At 67.0% G+C, this 19,427-nt stretch carries 23 protein-coding genes, 1 tRNA gene and 1 pseudogene; 13 read left to right on the forward strand and 12 right to left on the reverse strand.

The window, feature by feature from the left end; all coding sequences use genetic code 11:
- The 7 genes and pseudogenes from F3J15_RS27615 to F3J15_RS27645 form a co-directional block, all read left to right on the forward strand.
- Nucleotides 1–217: pseudogene (locus F3J15_RS27615) on the forward strand (ABC transporter ATP-binding protein); the annotation flags it as partial.
- A gap of 212 nt (nucleotides 218–429) precedes the next feature.
- Nucleotides 430–2,574, forward strand: coding sequence for a TonB-dependent siderophore receptor (locus tag F3J15_RS27620; protein ID WP_205191030.1), 2,145 nt, complete (start codon nucleotides 430–432; stop codon nucleotides 2,572–2,574).
- Nucleotides 2,574–2,837, forward strand: coding sequence for a hypothetical protein (locus F3J15_RS27625; RefSeq protein WP_069252291.1), 264 nt, complete (start codon nucleotides 2,574–2,576; stop codon nucleotides 2,835–2,837). Before F3J15_RS27620 ends, F3J15_RS27625 begins: the two co-directional genes overlap by 1 nt.
- A gap of 1 nt (nucleotide 2,838) precedes the next feature.
- Complete coding sequence (locus tag F3J15_RS27630; protein WP_166895166.1) at nucleotides 2,839–4,350, forward strand: PepSY-associated TM helix domain-containing protein; 1,512 nt, start codon at nucleotides 2,839–2,841, stop codon at nucleotides 4,348–4,350.
- Nucleotides 4,351–4,372: 22 nt separating this feature from the next.
- Nucleotides 4,373–5,620, forward strand: coding sequence for a RhtX/FptX family siderophore transporter (locus F3J15_RS27635; RefSeq protein ID WP_166895168.1), 1,248 nt, complete (start codon nucleotides 4,373–4,375; stop codon nucleotides 5,618–5,620).
- A complete protein-coding gene (locus F3J15_RS27640) occupies nucleotides 5,617–5,835 on the forward strand; it encodes a hypothetical protein (protein ID WP_166895171.1) in 219 nt (72 codons plus the stop codon). Before F3J15_RS27635 ends, F3J15_RS27640 begins: the two co-directional genes overlap by 4 nt.
- Nucleotides 5,836–5,966: 131 nt before the next feature.
- Entirely contained in the window at nucleotides 5,967–7,007 is a 1,041-nt protein-coding gene (locus F3J15_RS27645; RefSeq protein ID WP_166895173.1) for a T6SS immunity protein Tli4 family protein, read from the forward strand.
- 182 nt (nucleotides 7,008–7,189) lie between these two features.
- Here the strand turns inward: F3J15_RS27645 and F3J15_RS27650 are convergent.
- Nucleotides 7,190–7,274: transfer RNA gene (locus F3J15_RS27650), tRNA-Leu, on the reverse strand.
- Nucleotides 7,275–7,415: 141 nt separating this feature from the next.
- On the opposite strand from F3J15_RS27650, the gene F3J15_RS27655 reads away from it, so the two are divergent.
- Complete coding sequence (locus F3J15_RS27655) at nucleotides 7,416–8,741, forward strand: leucine-rich repeat-containing protein kinase family protein (protein WP_166895175.1); 1,326 nt, start codon at nucleotides 7,416–7,418, stop codon at nucleotides 8,739–8,741.
- Between the two features lie 15 nt (nucleotides 8,742–8,756).
- On the opposite strand, the gene F3J15_RS27660 is transcribed toward F3J15_RS27655, so the two are convergent.
- From F3J15_RS27660 to copC, 4 genes are all read right to left on the reverse strand, one after another.
- Nucleotides 8,757–9,386: a LysE family translocator gene (locus F3J15_RS27660; protein WP_166895177.1), complete on the reverse strand. Its 630-nt coding sequence runs from the start codon at nucleotides 9,384–9,386 to the stop codon at nucleotides 8,757–8,759.
- 99 nt (nucleotides 9,387–9,485) lie between these two features.
- On the reverse strand, nucleotides 9,486–9,659 hold the full coding sequence (locus F3J15_RS27665; protein ID WP_166895179.1) for a hypothetical protein: 174 nt from the start codon (nucleotides 9,657–9,659) through the stop codon (nucleotides 9,486–9,488).
- A 31-nt stretch (nucleotides 9,660–9,690) separates the two neighbouring features.
- On the reverse strand, nucleotides 9,691–10,137 hold the full coding sequence (locus F3J15_RS27670) for a copper chaperone PCu(A)C (protein WP_089485229.1): 447 nt from the start codon (nucleotides 10,135–10,137) through the stop codon (nucleotides 9,691–9,693).
- A gap of 80 nt (nucleotides 10,138–10,217) precedes the next feature.
- Nucleotides 10,218–10,583 (reverse strand): copper homeostasis periplasmic binding protein CopC, encoded by a 366-nt coding sequence (gene copC, locus F3J15_RS27675; protein WP_166895181.1) that lies wholly within the window; start codon nucleotides 10,581–10,583, stop codon nucleotides 10,218–10,220.
- Nucleotides 10,584–10,640: 57 nt separating this feature from the next.
- On the opposite strand from copC, the gene F3J15_RS27680 reads away from it, so the two are divergent.
- The gene (locus tag F3J15_RS27680; protein WP_166895183.1) at nucleotides 10,641–10,790 is read left to right on the forward strand and encodes a hypothetical protein; all 150 of its coding nucleotides are present in this window, start codon (nucleotides 10,641–10,643) and stop codon (nucleotides 10,788–10,790) included.
- A gap of 95 nt (nucleotides 10,791–10,885) precedes the next feature.
- Here the strand turns inward: F3J15_RS27680 and F3J15_RS27685 are convergent, their stop codons facing one another.
- From F3J15_RS27685 to F3J15_RS27700, 4 genes are all read right to left on the reverse strand, one after another.
- Entirely contained in the window at nucleotides 10,886–11,263 is a 378-nt protein-coding gene (locus F3J15_RS27685) for a DUF2946 domain-containing protein (RefSeq protein WP_166895185.1), read from the reverse strand.
- A 92-nt stretch (nucleotides 11,264–11,355) separates the two neighbouring features.
- The gene (locus F3J15_RS27690; protein ID WP_166895187.1) at nucleotides 11,356–11,850 is read right to left on the reverse strand and encodes an SRPBCC family protein; all 495 of its coding nucleotides are present in this window, start codon (nucleotides 11,848–11,850) and stop codon (nucleotides 11,356–11,358) included.
- A gap of 58 nt (nucleotides 11,851–11,908) precedes the next feature.
- Complete coding sequence (locus F3J15_RS27695) at nucleotides 11,909–12,211, reverse strand: 2Fe-2S iron-sulfur cluster-binding protein (protein WP_089426933.1); 303 nt, start codon at nucleotides 12,209–12,211, stop codon at nucleotides 11,909–11,911.
- A gap of 88 nt (nucleotides 12,212–12,299) precedes the next feature.
- Nucleotides 12,300–14,201 carry a sigma-54-dependent Fis family transcriptional regulator gene (locus F3J15_RS27700; protein ID WP_166895189.1) on the reverse strand — a complete coding sequence of 634 codons (1,902 nt, stop codon included), beginning with the start codon at nucleotides 14,199–14,201 and terminating at the stop codon, nucleotides 12,300–12,302.
- 433 nt (nucleotides 14,202–14,634) lie between these two features.
- On the opposite strand from F3J15_RS27700, the gene F3J15_RS38245 reads away from it, so the two are divergent.
- Both F3J15_RS38245 and F3J15_RS27710 read left to right on the forward strand, forming a co-directional pair.
- Complete coding sequence (locus F3J15_RS38245; RefSeq protein ID WP_264163869.1) at nucleotides 14,635–14,910, forward strand: DUF2964 domain-containing protein; 276 nt, start codon at nucleotides 14,635–14,637, stop codon at nucleotides 14,908–14,910.
- Between the two features lie 241 nt (nucleotides 14,911–15,151).
- Nucleotides 15,152–15,439, forward strand: coding sequence for a DUF1488 domain-containing protein (locus F3J15_RS27710; RefSeq protein ID WP_011354308.1), 288 nt, complete (start codon nucleotides 15,152–15,154; stop codon nucleotides 15,437–15,439).
- A gap of 249 nt (nucleotides 15,440–15,688) precedes the next feature.
- Here F3J15_RS27710 and F3J15_RS27715 read toward each other — a convergent pair whose 3' ends face one another.
- Nucleotides 15,689–16,990: an NCS2 family permease gene (locus F3J15_RS27715; RefSeq protein WP_166895191.1), complete on the reverse strand. Its 1,302-nt coding sequence runs from the start codon at nucleotides 16,988–16,990 to the stop codon at nucleotides 15,689–15,691.
- A 140-nt stretch (nucleotides 16,991–17,130) separates the two neighbouring features.
- Here F3J15_RS27715 and F3J15_RS37890 point away from each other — a divergent pair, with 140 nt between their 5' ends.
- Both F3J15_RS37890 and F3J15_RS27730 read left to right on the forward strand, forming a co-directional pair.
- A complete protein-coding gene (locus F3J15_RS37890) occupies nucleotides 17,131–17,538 on the forward strand; it encodes a hypothetical protein (protein WP_240159217.1) in 408 nt (135 codons plus the stop codon).
- 239 nt (nucleotides 17,539–17,777) lie between these two features.
- The gene (locus tag F3J15_RS27730; RefSeq protein WP_089485234.1) at nucleotides 17,778–18,056 is read left to right on the forward strand and encodes a hypothetical protein; all 279 of its coding nucleotides are present in this window, start codon (nucleotides 17,778–17,780) and stop codon (nucleotides 18,054–18,056) included.
- A gap of 160 nt (nucleotides 18,057–18,216) precedes the next feature.
- Here F3J15_RS27730 and F3J15_RS27735 read toward each other — a convergent pair whose 3' ends face one another.
- Both F3J15_RS27735 and F3J15_RS27740 read right to left on the reverse strand, forming a co-directional pair.
- Complete coding sequence (locus F3J15_RS27735; RefSeq protein WP_166895193.1) at nucleotides 18,217–18,591, reverse strand: DUF2917 domain-containing protein; 375 nt, start codon at nucleotides 18,589–18,591, stop codon at nucleotides 18,217–18,219.
- A 326-nt stretch (nucleotides 18,592–18,917) separates the two neighbouring features.
- Nucleotides 18,918–19,295 (reverse strand): DUF2917 domain-containing protein, encoded by a 378-nt coding sequence (locus F3J15_RS27740; protein ID WP_166895195.1) that lies wholly within the window; start codon nucleotides 19,293–19,295, stop codon nucleotides 18,918–18,920.
- Nucleotides 19,296–19,427 lie beyond the last annotated feature (132 nt).

Below are 19,427 nucleotides of genomic sequence, written 5' to 3' on the forward strand. Positions count from 1 at the left end.
CACGCGCGTCGTCGTCACGCACCAGCCGGCGCTCGCGGCGGCCGCCGACACGATCGTCGTGCTCGACGCGGGCCGGGTGCGGGCGACCGGCACGCACGCGCAGCTGGTCGAGACCGACGCGTGGTACGCGACGTTCGCCCGCGCCGGGCGGCCGTCCGACGCGTCGCCGACGGCCGATCTGGACGCGCAAGCGCGGCCGGCCGAATCCGAACACTGACGTGAACAATGCGATCCGGCATGCCCGGAATCGATAGGAAAAGCCCCTCGATCGAAAAATCGCCCACCGGTTCTATTTGATAATGAGAATTATTATCAAGTACGGGGGCGTGAATGCGGTACGAGGTGCTGGAACCTGGGAGATCAAGGTCGAAGGGCGCGCGCGTCGCCCGTGTGGGGCGAGGGCGCTGGCGTCCGTCGTTGTATCTGGGCCTGCTGATCGCCGCGCATCCGGCGGCGGCGTTCGCCGAGACGGCGCCGGCGTCGGCGTCTGCGTCGGCGGCCGGCGCGGAAGTCCGGAAGGAGGACGCGACCGCCGCGAAGCCCGCCGCGGGCGAGCTGAAGGCGATTTCGGTGACCGCGTCGCGAGGCGTGGCCGACGATCCGTCGGTGGCGACGGTCGGCAAGATGCCGCTGGCGTTGAGGGAGATTCCGCAGTCGGTCAGCGTGACGACGCGCGAGCGGATCGACCAGCAGAACCTGTTCTCGCTCGACGAGGTGATGCAGCAATCGGCTGGCGTGACCGTGCAGCCGTACGTACTGCTCACCACCGCATATTTCGTGCGCGGCTTCAAGGTCGATTCGTTCGAATTCGACGGCGTGCCGGTGGTGATCGGCGACATGGCGAGCGCGCCGCAGGACATCTCCGTATACGAACGCGTGGAAATCCTGCGCGGCGCGAACGGCCTGCTGCACGGCTCGGGCAACCCGGCCGCGACGGTCAACCTCGTGCGCAAGCGGCCGCAGTACCAGTTTTCCGCGAACGCGAGCGTGAGCGTCGGCAGCTGGGACCGCTATCGCGCGGAAGCCGACATCGGCGGCCCGCTCAATGCGGCCGGCACCGTGCGCAGCCGGCTCGTCGCCGCATACGAGGATCGCCATTTCTTCTACGACCACGCGAAGCAGGACACGCGCTCGATCTACGGGATCACGGAAGTCGACGTGACGCGCGACACGCTGCTCACGTTCGGCGCGCAATACCAGACGACGCGTTCGATACCCGACATGTCCGGCGTGCCGATGGCCCGCGACGGCTCGAGCCTCGGCCTGTCGCGCTCGACGTTCCTCGACACCGCGTGGGGCCACTTCGACTGGGACACGACGCGCGCGTTCGCGTCGGTTGAGCAGAAGCTCGGCGCCGGCTGGAAGGCGAAGGTCAGCGGCGAATACCAGAGCGTGCGCTCGGACCTGAAGTACGCGGGCTCGTTCGGCGCGATCGATCCGGCGACCGGCGCGGGCGGTGCGCTCATGGGCGGCGCGTACCAGTTCAGCAGCTACAGCCGCAGCGTCGATGCGAACGTGCAGGGCCCGGTGCATGCGTTCGGTCTCACGCACGACCTGCTGTTCGGCGTGACCTACGCGAACAGCAGCAGCGGGCAGATGTCGGCGCAATTGCAGGGCAACGTGGTCGGCACGCCGGTGAACGTGTACCGCTGGAACCCGAGCAGCGTGCCCGAGCCGGATGTCGGCCCGTACCAGCAGTCGCAGCAGAACGACATTTCGCAGAAGGGCGTGTACGGGCTTGGCCGCATCAAGCTCGCGGAACCCGTCACGCTCGTGCTCGGCGGCCGCCTGAGCTGGTGGAACCAGGACAGCCTCGGCGCGCACTACAACACCGGCCACCAGTTCACGCCGTACGGCGGGCTGATCTGGGATTTCGCGCGCGACTGGTCGTGGTACGCGAGCTACGCGGAAGTGTTCCAGCCGCAAACCAAGTCGATGTGGGGCGGCGGCATCCTGACGCCGGTGAAGGGGCGCACCTACGAGACGGGCGTGAAGGGCGAACTGGCGGGCGGCAAGCTGAACGTGTCGCTCGCGGCGTTCCGCATCGACCTCGACAACAACCCGCAGGTCGATCTCGCGCATCCGTGCGCGGGGCCGAACTGCTACTACGTGAACGGCGGCAGCGTGCGCAGCCAGGGCTTCGAATTCGAGGCGAACGGCCACATCACGCCGTGGTGGAGCATATGGGCGAGCTACACGTACGACACGATGAGCTACGCCGACAACCTCGCGAACGCGGGCTCGTCGTTCGCGCCGCTGCTGAACCCGCGCCACCTGTTCCGGCTGTGGACGAACTACGACCTGCCGTGGCAGGAGCGGCGCTGGAGCATCGGCGGCGGCGTGCAGGTGCAGAGCAGTTACTCGGCGCAGGCCAACGGCGTCACGCTGAGCCAGGGCGGCTACGCGCTCGCGAGCGTGCGGCTCGGCTACCGCTACGACAAGCACTGGAGCGCGGCGGTCAACGTCAACAACCTGTTCGACCGCAAGTACTACCTGAGCCTGAGCCAGCCTGGCTGGAACAACCGTTACGGAGAACCGCGCAACGTGATGCTGACCGTGCGCGGGCAGTTCTGATGGCGGGCGGCTGGGGGACGCGGGCGGCGCTGGCGATCGGCGGCGTGCTGCCGGGCGCGGTCGCGCTGGCGGTCACGCTGGCCCGTCATTACCCGGCCGACGGCCTGAACCGGCTCTACGCGGCCGTGCTGCTGTCGCTTGCGGCGGGCGTTGCCGCGCTGCTGTGGGTGCTCGTCGCGCCCGGGCGGCGGCAGGCCGCGTGGCGTGCCTGCATATGGCTCGCGGTGCTCGTGCCATGCGCGTTGCTGTGGGGAGGGCGCTGACATGGACGCCTCATTGCGTTCGCGCTGGCGTGCGCTGCATCGCGGCGCCGGTGCGCTGTTCGGCGTGGTGCTGTTCGTCGTGCTGTTCAGCGGCACGTGGAGCCTCGCGACCGATTCGATGCAGGGCTGGTGGCGGCCATCGTCGGTCGCCGTCGCGCGGCCGTTGCTGCCGCTGAATGAACTCGTCGCGCGCGCGGCGGCGCTCGGCGTGCCGTTGCGCGAGGCGCGCATCGTGCTGCCGCAACCGGACGATCCGGCGATCCGTTTCTGCGACGCGCGCCAGGCGTGCACGCTGGCGCTCGACCCGGCGACCGGCGAGCGGCTGGCCGACAGCGGACGCGCGGCGGTGCTCGTCACGCTGCACAAGACGCTGTTCGCGGGCTTTCCCGGGCGCATCTTCGTGAGCCTGTGGGGGATCGTGCTGCTCGTGCTCATCGTTGCGGGCGTGGTCGTGCATCACCGGCGCTGGCCCGACGCGGCGCGCATCCGGCGCGGCAAAGGATTGCGCGCCGCGCTGTTCGACCTGCACGCGTGGATCGGCCTGTGGGGCTCGCCGTGGCTCGTGCTGTTCGCGTTCACCGGCGCGTTGTCGGGGCTCGGCGCGCTCGGCACGGTGTCGCTCGCGGGCGTCGCGTATCCGGGGCAGCCGCAGCGCGCGTTCGCCGAACTGCTCGGCGGGCCGCCGCCTGCAGCAGCCGGCGGCGCGTGGCAACGCGCGCCCGATCTCGATGTGCTGCTGTGGCGCGACGCGGCGCGCATGCCGGATTTCCGGCCCGAAGCGGTCGTGCTGCATGGCTGGGGCGATGCGAATGCGCGCGTCGAGATTGCCGGCACGACAGTCGGCCTGCCGAGTACGGCGGTGTTCGAGCGTCACCTGTATCGCGCGGCGGACGGGCACTGGCTCGCGGACGCCACCTCGCGCGGCCGAGGCTTCTGGCTGCGCACGTTCATCGCGGTGCAGCCGCTGCACTTTGCGCAATACGGCTGGGTGGGGGCGATGGGCGGCGTGCTGCGCGTCGTGCATTTCCTGATGGGGCTTGCCGCATGCGTGCTGTGCGCGACGGGGCTGCATCTGTGGATCGAGCGGCGGCGCGCGCAGCAGGATCGTTCCGCGAACATGCTGGCCGCGGTCGCCGTCGGCACCTGCGGCGGGCTCGTGCTCGCGGGCGGCGTGCTGCTGCTCGCCGGGCGTGCGTTGCCCGATGGCGTGCACGTCGACCATCTGCTCGCGATGCTGTTCTGGGCCGTGTGGGGCGGCGCGGTCGCGCTGGCGGCCTGCGTGGCCGATCGCGCGGCCTGGCTGCGCAGGCTGAGGCGTGCGGCCGGCACCGCGTACGGGCTGGCCGGTGTGACGCACTGCGCGATTGCGCTGCTTGGCGCGGGCGAACCCGTGTACTGGCCGATCGACGTGGCACTCGTCGCATTCGGCGCATTGCTGTTGCGTGCCGCGCGCCGTCCGCGCCGTGATGCGATGCGGACCGCGCGCATGCCGGCCGGCGCCGAACCTTTTTAATTTCATGCAACTGGAGACTTCGATGCGCGATCTGCTCGAACATCGCCGCCTGGTCATCACGATCACGCTGCTTTACCTGTCACAGGGAATCCCGATCGGCATTGCGATGGACGCGATGCCGACCCTGCTGCGCCATGACGGCGCGCCGCTTCACGCACTGGCGTTCCTGCCGCTCGTCGGTTTGCCGTGGGTCGTGAAATTCCTGTGGGCGCCCGTCGTCGACAACCGCTGGTCGCCGCGCATCGGCCGGCGGCGCAGCTGGATGCTGCCGATGCAGACGCTCGTCGTGGTGTGCCTCGGCAGCCTCGCGCAGATCGGCATGACGGTCGCGACGGCCGGGTGGGCGGTCGGCCTGCTGGCCGTCGCGTCGCTGGCGAGCGCGACGCAGGACATCGCGAACGACGGAATGGCCGCCGAGCACTTCAGCGGCGACACGCTCGCGAAGATCAACGCGATCCAGATCGCGGGCGTGATGATCGGCTTCTTCGGCGGCGGTGCCGGCACGTTGACGCTGATCGGCCTGTTCGGGCAGCGTGCCGCGTTTCTCGCGCTGGCCGCCGTGCCGCTCGCGAGCCTCGCGTGCGTGCTGTGGGTGCTGCCGCGCGATGCGGACCGTGCACGTGTGCAAGCCGAACACAACGCGAGCCTCGTGCGCTTCGCGAAGCGGCCGCGTTCGTGGTCGCTGCTGTCGTTGGCGCTTCTGTCGGCGATGACGGCCGTATCGGGCTTCGGCCTGTCGAAACTGTTTCTCAACGACGCGGGCTGGACGCTCGACGCGATCGGGAAGCTCGGGATGGCCGGCGGCATCGTGACGGTCGTGCTCGGTTGCGGCGGCGGTGCGTGGCTCGTCAGGCGGCTCGGGTTGTGGCCTGCGTTTACGGCCGGCGTGAGCTGTGCGGGCGCGGCCGCGCTGCTGTGGTTCGCGCAGGCGAGCGGATGGCTGCCGGTGTCGTCGTCGTGGGCATGGCTGTGCACGGTGCTCGGTTCGCTGGCGACCGGGATCACGTCGGTGTCGATCATGACGGCCGGCATGCGCTTCGCGGGCGGCAGCGATCAGGCCGGCACCGACGTGACGGCCGTGCAGAGCACGCGCGACCTCGGCGAGCTGATCGCGTCGTCGACGATTTTGTCGCTGACCGCGAAGGTGGGTTATACGGGCGGGTTTCTTGCCGGTGTGGCGCTGGCGGTGCTGGCCGCGTTGATCGCGATGCGGTTGCGGCGGCGGGAGGCGGCGTATGCGGTGAAGGGGGAGGATGCGCTGGTGTCGTGAGTGACGAATGCGATGTTTCCACCGTTGCAACGCCGGTCGCCCTCATCGGTGCGGCGTTGCAGCGTGTACGGCTCGGCAGTGAATCGATCCTGCCGTTTGCGCGGCTTATCGAGGCCGCGATGAAGCCGATGCCGGGTTGCACGACTATCGACGACCACGATCAGGCCCGTGTCGTTACCGGAGCAACTGCTTGCCTCCGTTTGTCATTTTCCTGAAATTGCCTATTTGATCATTCAGCCGTCGAATTGACGCGGCACGGCAAACGAGCCGCGTATTTAGAATGAGATATTCTTCGTGCGTTGCTCTACAGTATCGTGCAAATCGCAATCGACGCACCGGAACCAAAATGCTGACACGAGTGGGACGATTTCTGTTGTTGGCGGCGAGCGTCTATGCCTGCTCGATCGCGTTCGCCGAGGAGCTGACGGTCTCCAATCCTGTGTTGTCCAACCTGCGTCCGTGGTGCGTCGGCCGCTTCGTGTTCGACCGGCCAGCGGCAAGCGCAATCACGAATGAGCGGTACGAGTTTCAAGGCGAGAAAATGGAGACGCAATACAACGTATCGCCTGCGACGTATCAGGCAAAGGTTGCGGAGCTGGAGAAGAAACTCAAGACAAGGAAGCGCTTCGACCCGGGCAGCGGAAACGAATCTTTGTCTCGCGTATGGCTGGAAAAATCGTTCGCGCCGACGGGTGAATCCAGGGTATTCATTTACCAGACGGCGTACACGGAAGGCGTTGCCCTGCCATTCGACGCCGAAGGGTATATCTACGAAAATAGAACGCTATTTCATACAACCGGCAGTATCGGGTCGACGGCAATTGATCAGGCAGAAGATATCTACAACGGCATCTATCGCCGGATCAAGGCGCGTGATAACTGGTCGGTGCCGACCGAATCGGGATTCTGCTTCGACGGCGGGATTGCCACGGGTTCGTCGACTTCTACAGAGGAAGTGTCTCAGTCGTTCGCACTGATGCCGGGTCGTCCGGCGCTGCTGGTGATCCATATGCGCGATGCGGTGGACGTGGATCAGAAATCACCGCTGACCAGGACACTGCCCGAACTGCGGTCACAACTTAACCGGCTGTCAAACGGCAGCTACCGCATCGTGCGGAAAGGCAAGCGCACGGTGGCGGGAATGGACGCCGAAGAAGTGTTGTTCGAACTGAACGACGGCGACATCACCTCGTATCGCTTCTACCTGCTTGCACCGGGCGATCCGAGCACGCTGGCGAAACCCCATACCGCCATTCAGTTGATACTCGGCGCAAGGACGCCCGATTTGACGCGGGATGAAGCAACGTCGCCGGTGGACGAGGCTGGTGCGCTGCAAGTGTGGGACACATTCCTGAACAGTCTTCGACTGAGGCCGGGCGCCGTCTGATCGACAGGGATGGATGCGACAGCCCGACATTGCGAAGGTGACGAGACAACGGCGGGTGAAATTGCCCAGGCACTTTTTCCGGCGACTACCTGCCGTGGCCGAACATCAAAAAACAAAAAACCCGCGAAGCGTCATGCTGTCGCGGGTTTCCGGAATTGCGGTGCATGCGGGGAAACCGCATCTGGTGCCGACGGCGAGACTCGAACTCGCACAGCTTTCGCCACTACCCCCTCAAGATAGCGTGTCTACCAATTTCACCACGTCGGCACTGCAAGGGGCGCAATTCTAACGCGACGTTGCGCGTTTGTGAAGGGGGTGTGACACATTGAAGGCATGCACGCAGGCGATCCCGGTAGAATTCGGGCGATCGACCCGACGATCGTCGCAACCGCCACCCGTTTTCTCCGCGTGACACACACCCTCGAACAACTGCAGGCCGGGCAACTTGCCGGCGCACGGCAACTCAAGCTCGCGTGCGGGTTGACGGAATTCCCGCGCGCGATCTTCGATCTTGCCGACACGCTCGAAGTGCTCGACCTGACCGGCAATGCGCTCTCCGCGCTGCCGGACGACCTGCCGCGGCTGCACCGCCTGCGCATCCTGTTCGCGTCCGGCAACCGCTTCACCGCGTTCCCCGATGTGCTCGGCGCGTGCGGGCAACTCGACATGATCGGCTTCAAGGCGAACCGGATTCAAACGGTGCCGAGCGGGTCGCTGCCGCGCGCGCTGCGCTGGCTGATCCTCACCGACAACGCAATCGACGCACTGCCGGCCGATATCGGCGATTGCTCGCGGCTGCAGAAGCTGATGCTCGCGGGCAACCGGCTGCGCGCGCTGCCGGCGGAGATGGCCGCATGCCGCGCGCTCGAACTGGTGCGGCTGTCAGCGAACCGGCTGGACGCGCTGCCCGACTGGTTGCTGCGCCTGCCGCGCCTCGCATGGCTCGCCACCGCAGGCAACCCGTTCGGCGCCGCGCCGGAAGCCGCTGCGTCGGCCGGGCCCGAGGTCGCGGACGTCGACTGGGCATCGCTGGCATGCGAGCAGAAGCTGGGCGAGGGTGCGTCGGGCGTCATTTACCGCGCGCAGTGGCGTGTGGACGGGCATCCGTCACGGGCGGTCGCGGTCAAGCTGTTCAAGGGCGCGGTGACGAGCGACGGCCTGCCCGATTGCGAAATGGCCGCGTGCCTGCACGCCGGCCGCCACCCGAACATGATTCCGGTGATCGGCAAGGTAAGCGGGCATCCGGACGGCACGCACGGCCTCGTGATGGAACTGGTCGATCCCGCGCTCACGAACCTCGCCGGGCCACCGAGCTTCGCGACCTGCACGCGCGACGTGTATGCGGCCGACGCGAGATTCACGCCGGTGGAGGCGGTGCGGATCGCGCATGGCATCGCGTCGGTGGCAGGCCATCTGCACGCACGCGGCATCATGCATGGCGACCTGTATGCGCACAACATCCTGCACGACGGCGCCGGCGGCGCGCTGCTCGGGGATTTCGGCGCGGCGTCGCTCTACGATGCGACCGATCGCACGCGCGCTGCCGGGTTCGAACGGCTCGAGGTGCGGGCGTTCGGCTATCTGCTCGGCGAGTTGCTCGAGCGATGCGAGCCGCGCACGTCGGCTGGCAGACACGCGCTCGATACGCTCGCGGTGGCCTGCCTGAACGAAGCAATCGATGCGCGGCCGTCGTTCGGCGAGATCGCGGCCGAGCTGGCCGCACACACGCGCTGACGGGCGCGCGTCAGCTTAGGCCTGCCGCGCAGTCAGCAGTCTGATCCCGAGTCCGACGAACAGCAGCCCGCTCGCACGCTTGAGCGCACGCACCGCGCGGCTCATGCCGAAGCCGCGATGGAACCGGCGCACGCCGGCCGAATAGACGCTGTGAATGATCACCACCGTGCACGCGATCGTCGCGTACATCACGACGAATTGCAGCGCGAGCGGGCGGTCGTGCACGATGAACTGCGGCATGAACGCCGACAGGAAAATCATCGTCTTCGGATTGCTGCCCGATACGAACAACGCTTCGCGGAACAGTTTCCCGCGGTCGGGCGCGGCGATTTCCGCTTCCCCGGTCGTAGCGGCGGCCTTGCGGTCGCCGCGCAACTGCCGGACACCCAGGAACATCAGGTACGCGGCACCGACCACCTTCATCGCGACGAACAGCGGCGGCATCGCGGCCAGCACCGCGCCGACGCCGAGCGCGACGAGTACAACGACCACCCCTTGCGCGACGAGGTTGCCCGCGATCGTCGCGGCCGTGCCGTGCGTGCCGTAGCGCACCGTGTTGCGGATGACGAGCAGCACGTTCGGCCCCGGCGACAGCGTCGTGGCGAGATAGGCTGCGGCAAACAGCATCCAGGTCTGAATGGACATGCGGCGCTCCGAGAGGCGGTTCCGGCGGTCGGGATGAACCGATGATGCCACGCCAATAATTGGCGCAGGCTTGCGCCGGAACCGTACCGTCGCGGTGCGTCAGCTTGCGTCGCGCATGCAGTACGCCGGGATCGACGGCGGCGTATCGATCGCGGCGGGCCGCGTCATCCACGCGATCCACCCGGCCCATATGCCGCAGACGATCATCACGGCGACGTTCAGCGGCGTCCGGTAGCGGACGATCAGGTCGGCCAGCGGCAGGCGATGTTTCATGTGCATCTCCTTCGATCGGGGGCGGTGGACGTTACTGGCCGGCGTAGGTCGGCGCCTTGGCGTCGCAGGTCACGGACACCGTCGAGCCGTCCGCGAAATGCAGCCGGAACGGCACCTTCGCGCCGGGCGCGACGGCCTGGCGCGGTTGCTCCAGCATCACGTGATAGCTCTTCGGCTTGAAGGTCACCGTGCCGTGCGCGGGCACTTCGACGGCGTCGACATGGACCATCTTCGCGGTGCTGCCGCTCGTTTGCGTTTCGTGCAGCATCGCCATCCCGTACGCGGGCGAGTCGAGGCCCGTCAGCGTGACGGGCGCGTCGCCGTCGTTCTTCAGCGTGAAGTAGCCGGATGACGGCACGGTTGCCGGCATCGCGCGAATCCAGCAGTTTTCTGCCTGCACGGCCGGCGCGGCGAACGTGGCGGAGGCTTGCAGCGCCAGCAGTGCGAACAGCAGGCCGGTCGGAATCGAGCGCTTCATGGGTGGTTTTCCTGATGGGTAGATGCAGCGGGAAAGGGGGCGACGCGACCGGTGCGGAACGCCGATGCGCATCGCGGACATCATTTCAGCGTGAACGCGTAGTGGCCTTGAGTGCGATGGCCGTCGCTGGCCACCGCGATCCACGCGACCGTATACGTACCGGCCGTCAGATTGGTCAACGCGACCTGCATGCGTTTCCGGTTGCCTGCATCGACGGACGATTTCCCGTCGACGACCGATTGCCCACGGCTGTCGGTGACGGCGATCGAGCTGAAAGCGGGCTCGAGCGCTTCGCTGAAACCGATCGTGACCGCGTGCGGCGCGACCGAAAGCGTGGCGTCGGCGGCGGGTGTCTGCGTCTTCGGGAGCGCGTGGGCCTGGGCGGCCTGGAAGACGACGAAGCCGAGCGCGGCGAGCGCGCCGCGAATGAAAGAGGTGGTATTCATGATCGAGTGTGCGAATAGCGAATCGGATGGAGCGACACGGATTCGACGGACGGATGCATGAGCACCCTCTCAGCAGCACCGGTGGCGGCCGGCACCAGCGCGAACGTGTGCGGCCGGACGCTCGCCCGCGAGCGAATGTCGGCGCGACAGTACGAACCGGAAGCAGCCAGCCGCACGCACGGCACGACGCCGCGCGCAATACGGTGACACATGATCGTCCTTCGAAACGTGACAGGCCGCGCACGCCGGCGGCGTGCGCGGGCCACGCAATGCTTTATGGCATCACGGGCATTGACGACGAATCAGGACGCGATCGGAGGGGCGCGCGGTTGCGCGGCCGTGAGCGGCAGCGCGCGGCGCAGGCTGTCGAAGCGGGTCGCTTCGCGATGCTGAATGACGTGCACGTTGGCCGCGAACGTCAGTTCGGGCGCGGGCAGTGCAGGTGTGTGAGCAAGCAGGCTGCAATAGCCGCATGCCTGGAGGTGGGCCGTCAGGCTCTTCCGTGACGAATCGGCGGCGCGCTCGCCGGTGGCCGGCGCGGCCGTGCAGTAGCCGGCCAGCAGCGTATCGACACGCTGCTGCGTCGTCAGTGCCTGCGAGATCGTCGGCGCGAGCGCCGTCATCAGGATGGCGAGCATCCCGAGCAGACTGCCGATCTTCCGGAGGCGACGACTCAGCATGCGATGTGCGGCGACGTACAGGCGACGATGGAGCGGATTATGCCACGCACGTCGATGCGCATGTCGGCCCGGACGTGCGGCGTGGCGGCGCGCTACGCGTGCTTCGCCAGGTATTTCGTGATCAGCATCATCTGCGCGGCCCAGCCCTGGTCGTTCATCTCGCGTGCCTTCGCGCGGCGCGCTTCGAACAACTGATCGAAGCCCGTTTCGGTGACCGTGAGCAGCGTGCCGCCAGCCTGCGCGGCGAGCGCGAACGTGACGAGCGTCATCGGCTCGGACGAGTAATCAAAATTCGGATCGATCGCGAACGGATGCCAGCGAAACGAGAACAGTTGCTTCGGCTCGATGCGATCGACGACGATTTCGAACACAGTGCCCGCATAGGGCTCCTGTGCCTTGGCGACGTCGTCGTCGACACGCGTCGGCGTGATGCGGCCGAACAGCGGCTGGCCGGCCGCGAACGGCCCGTCGAACGTGACGCCGAACCACTGGCCGAACTCGCCGGAATTGCTGACGGCTTCCCATACGCGGTCGGGCGATGCGTTGAGCTGGGCCTGTTTTTCGATGCGATCGGTTTGCTGGGTCATGACGTTCTCCACTCAGGATCAACCTTTGCCGGACGGCCCGCGCAAGCGCGCGCCGCGTTTAGTCGAGCATGACCGCGTCGGGCACGTCGAGCACGAGGTCCGACGTCGCGACGGCCACGCACGGCAGCGTATAGCCGTCGGCCTTTTCCTCGCGGCTCAGCCCCGGCCATTCGATCGTGTAGCGTACGCTGCCGCTGACGATCCGGCAAAGGCAGCTTCGGCACGTGCCGTTGCGGCACGAACGCGGCAGCGACACGTGCGCGAACGCGGCAGCTTCGAGCAGCGTCAGCGAATCGGGCGCATCGAAGGTCGCGCCGAGCGGCTCGATGCGCACGAGGGGAAGGTGTTCCGGGTCGGTCATGGCGGAGGCAGGGACGGGCGGCGGTTCGGCGGCAACGCGCCAAGCATACCCGAACGTGCCGGCGGCCGGCGCCGGCCGGCCGCCGGCGTCAATGCCGGCGCAGGTGCCGGTACACGGTATTGCGGGCGAGACCGAGCTCGCGCGCGGCCGCCGACACGTTGCCGCCATGCCGCGCGAGCACGGCATCGATCACCGCGGCCTGATGGCTTTGCAGCGTCGTGCCTTCGCGCGTGCCGGCCGATGCGGCCGGCGTTGCATTGGGCGCCGCCGGTGCGTCGTCGCAATCGAGCCAGAAATCGTCGGGCAAATGGGCGAGCGTGATTTCCGCTTCGTCTTCCGCGAGCATGCCGGCCGTGCGCAGCACGTTGGTCATCTGGCGCAGGTTGCCGGGCCAGCGGTGGCGCGTGAACGCGTCGAGCACGTCGGCCGCGATGCGGCGCGGCATCGGTTCGCTGCGCGCGAGCCGCGCGAGAATCCGCTCGACGAGCGCGGGCAGGTCGGTGCGGGCGGCAAGCGCCGGCAGCGTGACCGCGAGCCCGTTGATCCGGTAGAACAGGTCTTCGCGGAACGTGCCTTCCGCGATCATCGCGCGCAGGTCGCGGTGGGTCGCGCAGACCACGCGCACGTCGACCGGCACCGCGCGTGCGCCACCGAGCGGCATCACCGCGCGTTCCTGCAGCACACGCATCAGCCGGACCTGCTGCGCGAGCGGCATGTCGCCGATTTCGTCGAGAAACAGCGTGCCGCCGTCGGCCTGCACGATCTTGCCGGGGCTGCCGCGCTTGCGTGCGCCGGTGAATGCGCCGTCCTCGTAACCGAACAGCTCGGCCTCGATCAGCGAATCGGGCAGCGCCGCGCAGTTGACCGCGACGAACGGGCCGTCCGCGCGCGGCGATGCCTGGTGCAGGGCGCGCGCGAGCCATTCCTTGCCGGTGCCGGTCTGGCCGAGGATCAGCAGCGGCAGGTCGCGCCCGCGGATCTTCGCGACGCGTTCGAGCACGGCGGCCATGCGCGCGTCGCCCGTGTCGAGCGTCGCGAACGTGATTGTGTCGGGGTCCGGCGTGCGCACCCGTGCGGCGGGCGCGGGCGGCGTCACGGCGACGGTGGTCTTGTGCGCTTCCGCGAATTCGCAGCGCGCCAGCACGCGTACGCCGGTCGACAGCGTGAGGCGGAACATCGCACCGGGCGCGCGTGCCGCCTGTTGCGCGAGCTGGCCGAAGCGCATGCCGAACAGCGCGTCGCTGGCCTGATGCTGCAGTGCGTCGAACGATGCGCCGAGCTGGAATTGTGCGCTGCGGTTCGCGGCGATCAGCCCGCCGTCGGGGCCGAATGCGACAAGCCCGGCGAACAGCGAATCGACGCATTCCTCGTGCGCATGAAAGCGCAGCCGCAACGCTTCCGCGCACTGGTTCGCGAACAGGTGGTTCTCGATCAGTTGCGCGGACATCCGCACGAGCGCGAGCGTATGCGGGCTCGAGCCGCGCGGGTCGCCGCTGACGTCGAGCGTGCCGAGCGTGCGGCCGAACGGGTCGAAGATCGGTGCGCACGAGCAGGTGAGGATGTGATTGGCGCGCAGGAAGTGTTCGGACCCATGCACGGCGACGGCCTGGCCCGATGCGAGCGCGGTGCCGATCGCGTTGGTGCCGCGTGCGCCTTCCGCCCACGACACGCCGGTGCACAGCGCGACGCGGTTGGCTTTCTCGATGAAGTCCGCGTCGCCGATGCTGTGCAGGATCACGCCGTCGGCGTCGGTCAGCAGCACGAGGCTTTGCGTGTCGGCGATCTGCGCGTGGAGGTTCTCCATCACCGGGCGCGCGTGCGAGAACAGTGCGTGATTCGTGTCGAGCAGTTCGCGCAGTGCGACGCGCGACAGCGGCGAGAAATCCGGGCGTTCGTGCGCACGCAGGCCGACCGCGGTCGAACGCGCATGCGCCTGCGCGAGCAGGTCGGTGCGACCCGCGGTGGCGGGCAGCACGAAGGGTTGCGGCATGACTTGTCTCCTGTCGACCCGAGTTAGCGCTTTAGCGCTTACTCGGGTCCCATGCTTCGCGGTCGGTCCCAGTTGGCGCTTCAGCGCTTACTGGGACCCCATGCTTCGCGGTCGACAGCAGTCAGCACTTTAGCGCTTACTGCTGTCCCATGCTTCGCGATCGACAGCAGTCAGCACTTCAGCGCCTACTGCTGTCCCATGCTTCGCGGTCGAGCCCGGTCAGCATTTCAACGCTCACTCAGGCCCCATGCTCCTCGAAATCGGCCGATCCGGTGCACGCCAACGCCTGAAATCCTCGACGGATTTCCGCCTTCGCGTGCGGCGCACCATCGGTGTGCGACCGGCAACCATCCGGGTACGCATCATCATACAAGCGCCGCGTACGAAGCGCGACCGCGAACAAAATCCCCTTGCTTTTAAATGCCCGCCTGCAATGATGGAAATGGAGCACGCACGCGCCGTGTTCCGCATCGCAACATGCATGCGACGCGACATGCATCCGTTCGGGAGACGCATCATGGTTCGGACGGAACTGAGAGTCGTGCTGGCGGCCATCGCCACCTTCATCATGCTGGGCGGCATCGCTGTGGCGATCCACGGGCTGCTGTTCGATCTGACCGATGCGGTGCGATACGGGGCGGCCGCGATCGCGGTGGGCGCCACGACTGCTGCCATCGCGCTCAACGTCTGGCCGAACGACCCTCACTGACGCCGTTTCCGAAAGGGTGCCGGATGCCGCGCATGATCAGATGAAATGCGCGTCGGAACGACGCACGCCGGAAAATTTGTCTCCTGCGCGAAACCGTCTAAAGTGGAAATCAACCGGCATGCATTGTCCGCGCCTATCCCCGCGGGCCGTGCCTCCGCCGGCGAGCCCGCGTACACTTCGTCCGGCCGGTAGCGGACGACGGACGCGGTCATTCGTTTTCTACCGGTCGAGGCGGCTCCCAATGCAGATCCATTTCACGAACGAGAAGCCCGAGTATTCGGGGCGCGACTTGATGCTGGCGTTCACGGCGTTGGTCAATGGCGAGCGCGTCCAATGTCAGATCACCGCCGAGGCGCTGGAAGATCACTTCGGCGCGGCGTCGCCGCGCTTCGAGGACATGGTCGGCGCGTTCGACCAGCACCGCGACCGTATCGAGGCGGCTGCACGGCGCCTGCTGTCGGAGACGCGCGCGCAATGCGTGACGCTGCGCAGCGGCTACGTCCGCTTCTACGAGGCCAACTGGCGCTGACGACACGACGCTCGTCTTGCGGCACACGTCGCTGAACGCTGCGCACGCGGAGACGTTGCCTTGCACGCAATGCCGTTCGGCGGGGCCGGGCGGCATTTTCGTATGCGGGCCGCACCGGATTGCCCGAGCGTCGGTATCGCCGTGCGTGTCGCTTCTTCAGGATCGCAGAAGAATCGTCCGAAAACGGAAACGCCACCCGAAGGTGGCGTTTTTTCATCGTGCATCATGCAGCGCGCCGAAGCGCCGCCGTCATTCGCTGCCGAGATAGAAGAAGCGGAACAGGAACACGGCGGCGATGAGCCACACGATCGGCTTGACCGAGCGGGCCTGGCCGGTCAGCAGCTTGAGGCCGCCGTACGCGATGAAGCCGAATGCCACGCCGTTCGCGATCGAGTACGTGAACGGCATCAGCAGCGCGGTCAGCGCGGCCGGCACGGCTTCCGTTGCATCGTCCCACGGCACCTCGACCATCTCGCGTAGCATCAGGCACGACACGTACAGCAGTGCCGGTGCCGTCGCGTATGCCGGCACGACGCCGGCGAGCGGCGCGATGAACAGGCACGCGAGGAACAGCACCGCGACGGTGATGGCCGTCACGCCCGTGCGGCCGCCGGCCTGCACGCCCGATGCGCTTTCGATATACGCGGTGGTCGACGACGTGCCGAGCACCGAGCCCGCGACGATCGCCGTGCTGTCGGCGAGCAGCGCCTTGTTCAGGCGGTTCATCTTGCCTTCGACGAGCAGGCCCGCGCGGTTCGCGACGCCCATCAGCGTGCCCGTCGCATCGAACAGCTCGACGAGGAAGAACACGAGGATCACGTTGATGATGCCGGTCGACAGTGCGGCGCCGATGTCGAGCTTGAACAGCGTCGCGTCGATCGACGGCGGCGCCGAGAACACGCCGTGGAACTGGTTGTCGCCGAAGAAGAACGACAGGATCGTGACGCCGATGATGCCGATCAGGATCGCGCCGCGCACGCGCAGGTGGTCGAGCGTGACGATCGTGAAGAAGCCGACGATCGCGAGGATCGTGTCGTGCTTGTGCAGGTCGCCCAGCGTGACGAGCGTGGCCGGGCTGCCGACGATCACGCCCGACGTCTTCAGCGAGATGATGCCGAGGAACAGGCCGATACCGGCGGTGATCGAGATCCGCAGCGATTTCGGAATGCCGTTGACGATCGCCTCTCGTACGCGGAACAGCGTGACGAGCAGGAACAGGCAGCCGGAAATGAACACCGCGCCGAGCGCGGCCTGCCACGTGAAGCCCATCCCCTTGACGACCGTGTACGCGAAATACGCGTTCAGGCCCATGCCGGGCGCGCATGCGATCGGGTAGTTCGCGTACAGCCCCATGATGAGCGACGCCAGCGCCGCGACGAGGCAGGTCGCGACGAACACGGATTCCTTCGGCATGCCGGCGTCGCCGAGGATCGCGGGGTTGACGAAGATGATGTAGGCCATCGTCAGGAACGTGGTGACGCCCGCGAGTATTTCGGTGCGGAAGTCGGTGCCGGCTTCAGCGAAGCCGAAATACCGCTTGATGGATTCCATGAAGGCGTTTCTCCGGTCGGTTGTCGTGTTGCTTGTTGTGCCGAATTGTTGTAAAGGCAGCGCGGCCGGCGTACTGTAACCAGCCACTATTGCCCGGCTATCGGCGGATTGTAATAGCGCGGATAGCTCGGACGATATAGTTGGAGGGCACGATCGACAGATCGATCGGCTGCCTGCGCGCGAACGGTCGGGCAGCCCGGCCGCGCGACGAAGGCGCGCATTTTACCGGTTCGGGCGGAGCGGGCCGGAAGAAATGGCTGAAACGGGAGCGGGATGCGCGAACCACGCCGGCCGATGCGCGCGCAACGGCATGCAAGACGGCACGCGCGGTGTATCGCGCGTGGCCGGTACGGGATGACATCGGACTGAAACGGAGCGCCCGCATGCTGCACGAACGCGGTGCAGGCAGCGCGGGTGCGCGAATGCACGTGCGCGGCCGGTACGGATGCCCGGCCGCGGCGTGCGGCGGCCATTCGTCAGTCCAGCCGCGTGCAGAGATCGGGCTATCGTGCGCCGAAGCCGTCCCGCCCGCAACTGTCATTTCGTGATGCGGGGGGCGACTGTGGTTTCTGTGTAAAAGATTGCAAGACCCCATCGCATAAACCGGCAAGTCTTTCTAGGATAGATACACCGCGCATGCACACGCCGGCTGGTAATTGCCGACGCGGGGGAGTCGCAGTCCGTGCAGGCCGGGCGGTGAAGTGCGGTCAAGGCCGTTGCGTGTTCGGGCAGGCACGGCCGCTTGCGATTGCCCGATGCGGGTTCGTCCGTAATCACGGAGGTCAGCATGTTGAACTGGATCAGCCGTTGGGCGATGCGACACGCCCCCACGCCGGAAAAAACCGCTGCGTCGATGCTCGTGACGGCGCGCATGGAACTGTTCGCTGCCGAACAGCGCGTCATCGACGCGAAATTACAAGCGGATTACTGGCGCACACGTGTGTCATTCCTGGAAGAGGTGCAGAAGCAGGGCATCGATCCGTGGGTGACCTCGCAGGCATCGCAACGTCCCGACCTCGAGTCCACTCCACGAAGCACGGGCCCGCGTCTCGCCGCCAGCACCTGATGCACCTGCTGCATCCCGTCGCTGCGCACGGCGCGCGATCGGTCGCGGCACGCACCGGCGTGCCGCGTCATTCGATGCGCACCTGCGGCGCGTTACGCCGCGGGTGCGTCCGTTTTCGGTCGCGGCCGTTCCGCGTCTCGCGTGCCTGACAGCGCGTCGCTCATCCACTCGTTCTCCCTGCCCCGAAGAGCAAACGTTGCACTTGCGCGAGCATGCGCCGCAAGCGCTCGCCGCGGCGCACGTATGCCGTCGTGAGCGTGGCTTCGGCCGACCGGTCGGCGTCGGTGCCGAGCCAGATGCGCTCGCCGCGTGCGATGCGCAGCACGTCGCCGGGCTGCACCCAGTAGTCGTCGACGCACGGCGGGCGCGTGACCCACAGCGCCGCGCCATACACGCGGAGTTCCGCGTCCCGCGGCGCGCGCCACGTCAGCGCCGTACGCGGCGCGACCGGGAAACGGATCACGACAGTCGGTAACGCGATCGTGCCGGCGCAGCGCCGATCGGAACGGTCAAACAGCGGGCTTGCCTGGTCCATCGTCTTCTCCATTCAGTGAGCCGGACGGATGACGCGCACCAGAACAAAAAGGCCTCATCCGTTTCCGGTGAGGCCTTGTGTGACATGCGGTACTGCTCGACTGCTAACGCACACGCGCCTCCCGTGAACCATTCTTTCGAATGTTCATCGAGAAATGAATCGCGGCGGCGATGAGCGTGTACGTAGGCATGCGAACGAGTTTGTCTGCGTGGAACGGCGTTGTCAACGATAATTTTCGGGATAGGCGGGCGCGATGCATCGACGAGCGCGCCCGGCATTTCGTGGCGCCGCTGCGTACCCGTATGGCGTGCGTAGCGGCGCGTTCGTCATGATCGACTTCGACTTCGTTCAGGTAGCAAGCTGCGCATTCGCGCGAGCATATGCGCGAGCCACGCGCCGCGACTCGTCGCGTACGCGGTCGTGATCGATGCTTCGGCCGGACGGTCGTCGTCGGTGCTCATCCAGATGCGATCGCCGCGCCGCACGCGCAGCACGTCGCCGGTTCGTATCCAGTAATCGTCGACGCTGCCCAGCCGCGTGACCCACAGCGTCGCGTCGTGCACGCGGATCTCGGCGTCGTTTTGCGCGCACCATGTCAGCGTCTTGCGCGGCGCGACCGTGAATTGCATCACGACCCGCGGCAATGCGATCGCATCGGTGCGGCACCGATCGGGGCAGACAACCAGCCGGCTTGCTTGGTCCATCGTCATCTCCATCCGTTGAGCCGGGCGGGATGACGCGCACCAAAACAAAAAGGCCTCATCCGTTTCCGGCGAGGCCTTGTGACATGCGCAACTGAATCTCGATGCTAACGCACAAGCGCCTCCGGTGACCGC

Origin of the sequence: Burkholderia sp. Ap-955 (assembly GCF_011753045.1) — a bacterium.
Taxonomy (GTDB): Bacteria; Pseudomonadota; Gammaproteobacteria; order Burkholderiales; family Burkholderiaceae; genus Burkholderia; species Burkholderia lata_D.

What these genes read in the sequence shown, in the direction of transcription:
- F3J15_RS27680 (WP_166895183.1), top strand. Translation starts at nt 10,641, where the DNA reads ATGAGCACCCTCTCAGCAGCACCGGTGGCGGCCGGCACCAGCGCGAAC.
- F3J15_RS27630 (WP_166895166.1), top strand. Translation starts at nt 2,839, where the DNA reads ATGGACGCCTCATTGCGTTCGCGCTGGCGTGCGCTGCATCGCGGCGCC.
- F3J15_RS27710 (WP_011354308.1), top strand. Translation starts at nt 15,152, where the DNA reads ATGCAGATCCATTTCACGAACGAGAAGCCCGAGTATTCGGGGCGCGAC.
- F3J15_RS27730 (WP_089485234.1), top strand. Translation starts at nt 17,778, where the DNA reads ATGTTGAACTGGATCAGCCGTTGGGCGATGCGACACGCCCCCACGCCG.
- F3J15_RS27660 (WP_166895177.1), bottom strand. Translation starts at nt 9,386, where the DNA reads ATGTCCATTCAGACCTGGATGCTGTTTGCCGCAGCCTATCTCGCCACG.
- F3J15_RS38245 (WP_264163869.1), top strand. Translation starts at nt 14,635, where the DNA reads ATGATGGAAATGGAGCACGCACGCGCCGTGTTCCGCATCGCAACATGC.
- F3J15_RS27700 (WP_166895189.1), bottom strand. Translation starts at nt 14,201, where the DNA reads ATGCCGCAACCCTTCGTGCTGCCCGCCACCGCGGGTCGCACCGACCTG.
- F3J15_RS27695 (WP_089426933.1), bottom strand. Translation starts at nt 12,211, where the DNA reads ATGACCGACCCGGAACACCTTCCCCTCGTGCGCATCGAGCCGCTCGGC.
- copC (WP_166895181.1), bottom strand. Translation starts at nt 10,583, where the DNA reads ATGAATACCACCTCTTTCATTCGCGGCGCGCTCGCCGCGCTCGGCTTC.
- F3J15_RS27635 (WP_166895168.1), top strand. Translation starts at nt 4,373, where the DNA reads ATGCGCGATCTGCTCGAACATCGCCGCCTGGTCATCACGATCACGCTG.
- F3J15_RS27625 (WP_069252291.1), top strand. Translation starts at nt 2,574, where the DNA reads ATGGCGGGCGGCTGGGGGACGCGGGCGGCGCTGGCGATCGGCGGCGTG.
- F3J15_RS27715 (WP_166895191.1), bottom strand. Translation starts at nt 16,990, where the DNA reads ATGGAATCCATCAAGCGGTATTTCGGCTTCGCTGAAGCCGGCACCGAC.
- F3J15_RS27685 (WP_166895185.1), bottom strand. Translation starts at nt 11,263, where the DNA reads ATGCTGAGTCGTCGCCTCCGGAAGATCGGCAGTCTGCTCGGGATGCTC.
- F3J15_RS27690 (WP_166895187.1), bottom strand. Translation starts at nt 11,850, where the DNA reads ATGACCCAGCAAACCGATCGCATCGAAAAACAGGCCCAGCTCAACGCA.
- F3J15_RS27670 (WP_089485229.1), bottom strand. Translation starts at nt 10,137, where the DNA reads ATGAAGCGCTCGATTCCGACCGGCCTGCTGTTCGCACTGCTGGCGCTG.
- F3J15_RS27665 (WP_166895179.1), bottom strand. Translation starts at nt 9,659, where the DNA reads ATGAAACATCGCCTGCCGCTGGCCGACCTGATCGTCCGCTACCGGACG.
- F3J15_RS27645 (WP_166895173.1), top strand. Translation starts at nt 5,967, where the DNA reads ATGCTGACACGAGTGGGACGATTTCTGTTGTTGGCGGCGAGCGTCTAT.
- F3J15_RS27735 (WP_166895193.1), bottom strand. Translation starts at nt 18,591, where the DNA reads ATGGACCAGGCAAGCCCGCTGTTTGACCGTTCCGATCGGCGCTGCGCC.
- F3J15_RS27740 (WP_166895195.1), bottom strand. Translation starts at nt 19,295, where the DNA reads ATGGACCAAGCAAGCCGGCTGGTTGTCTGCCCCGATCGGTGCCGCACC.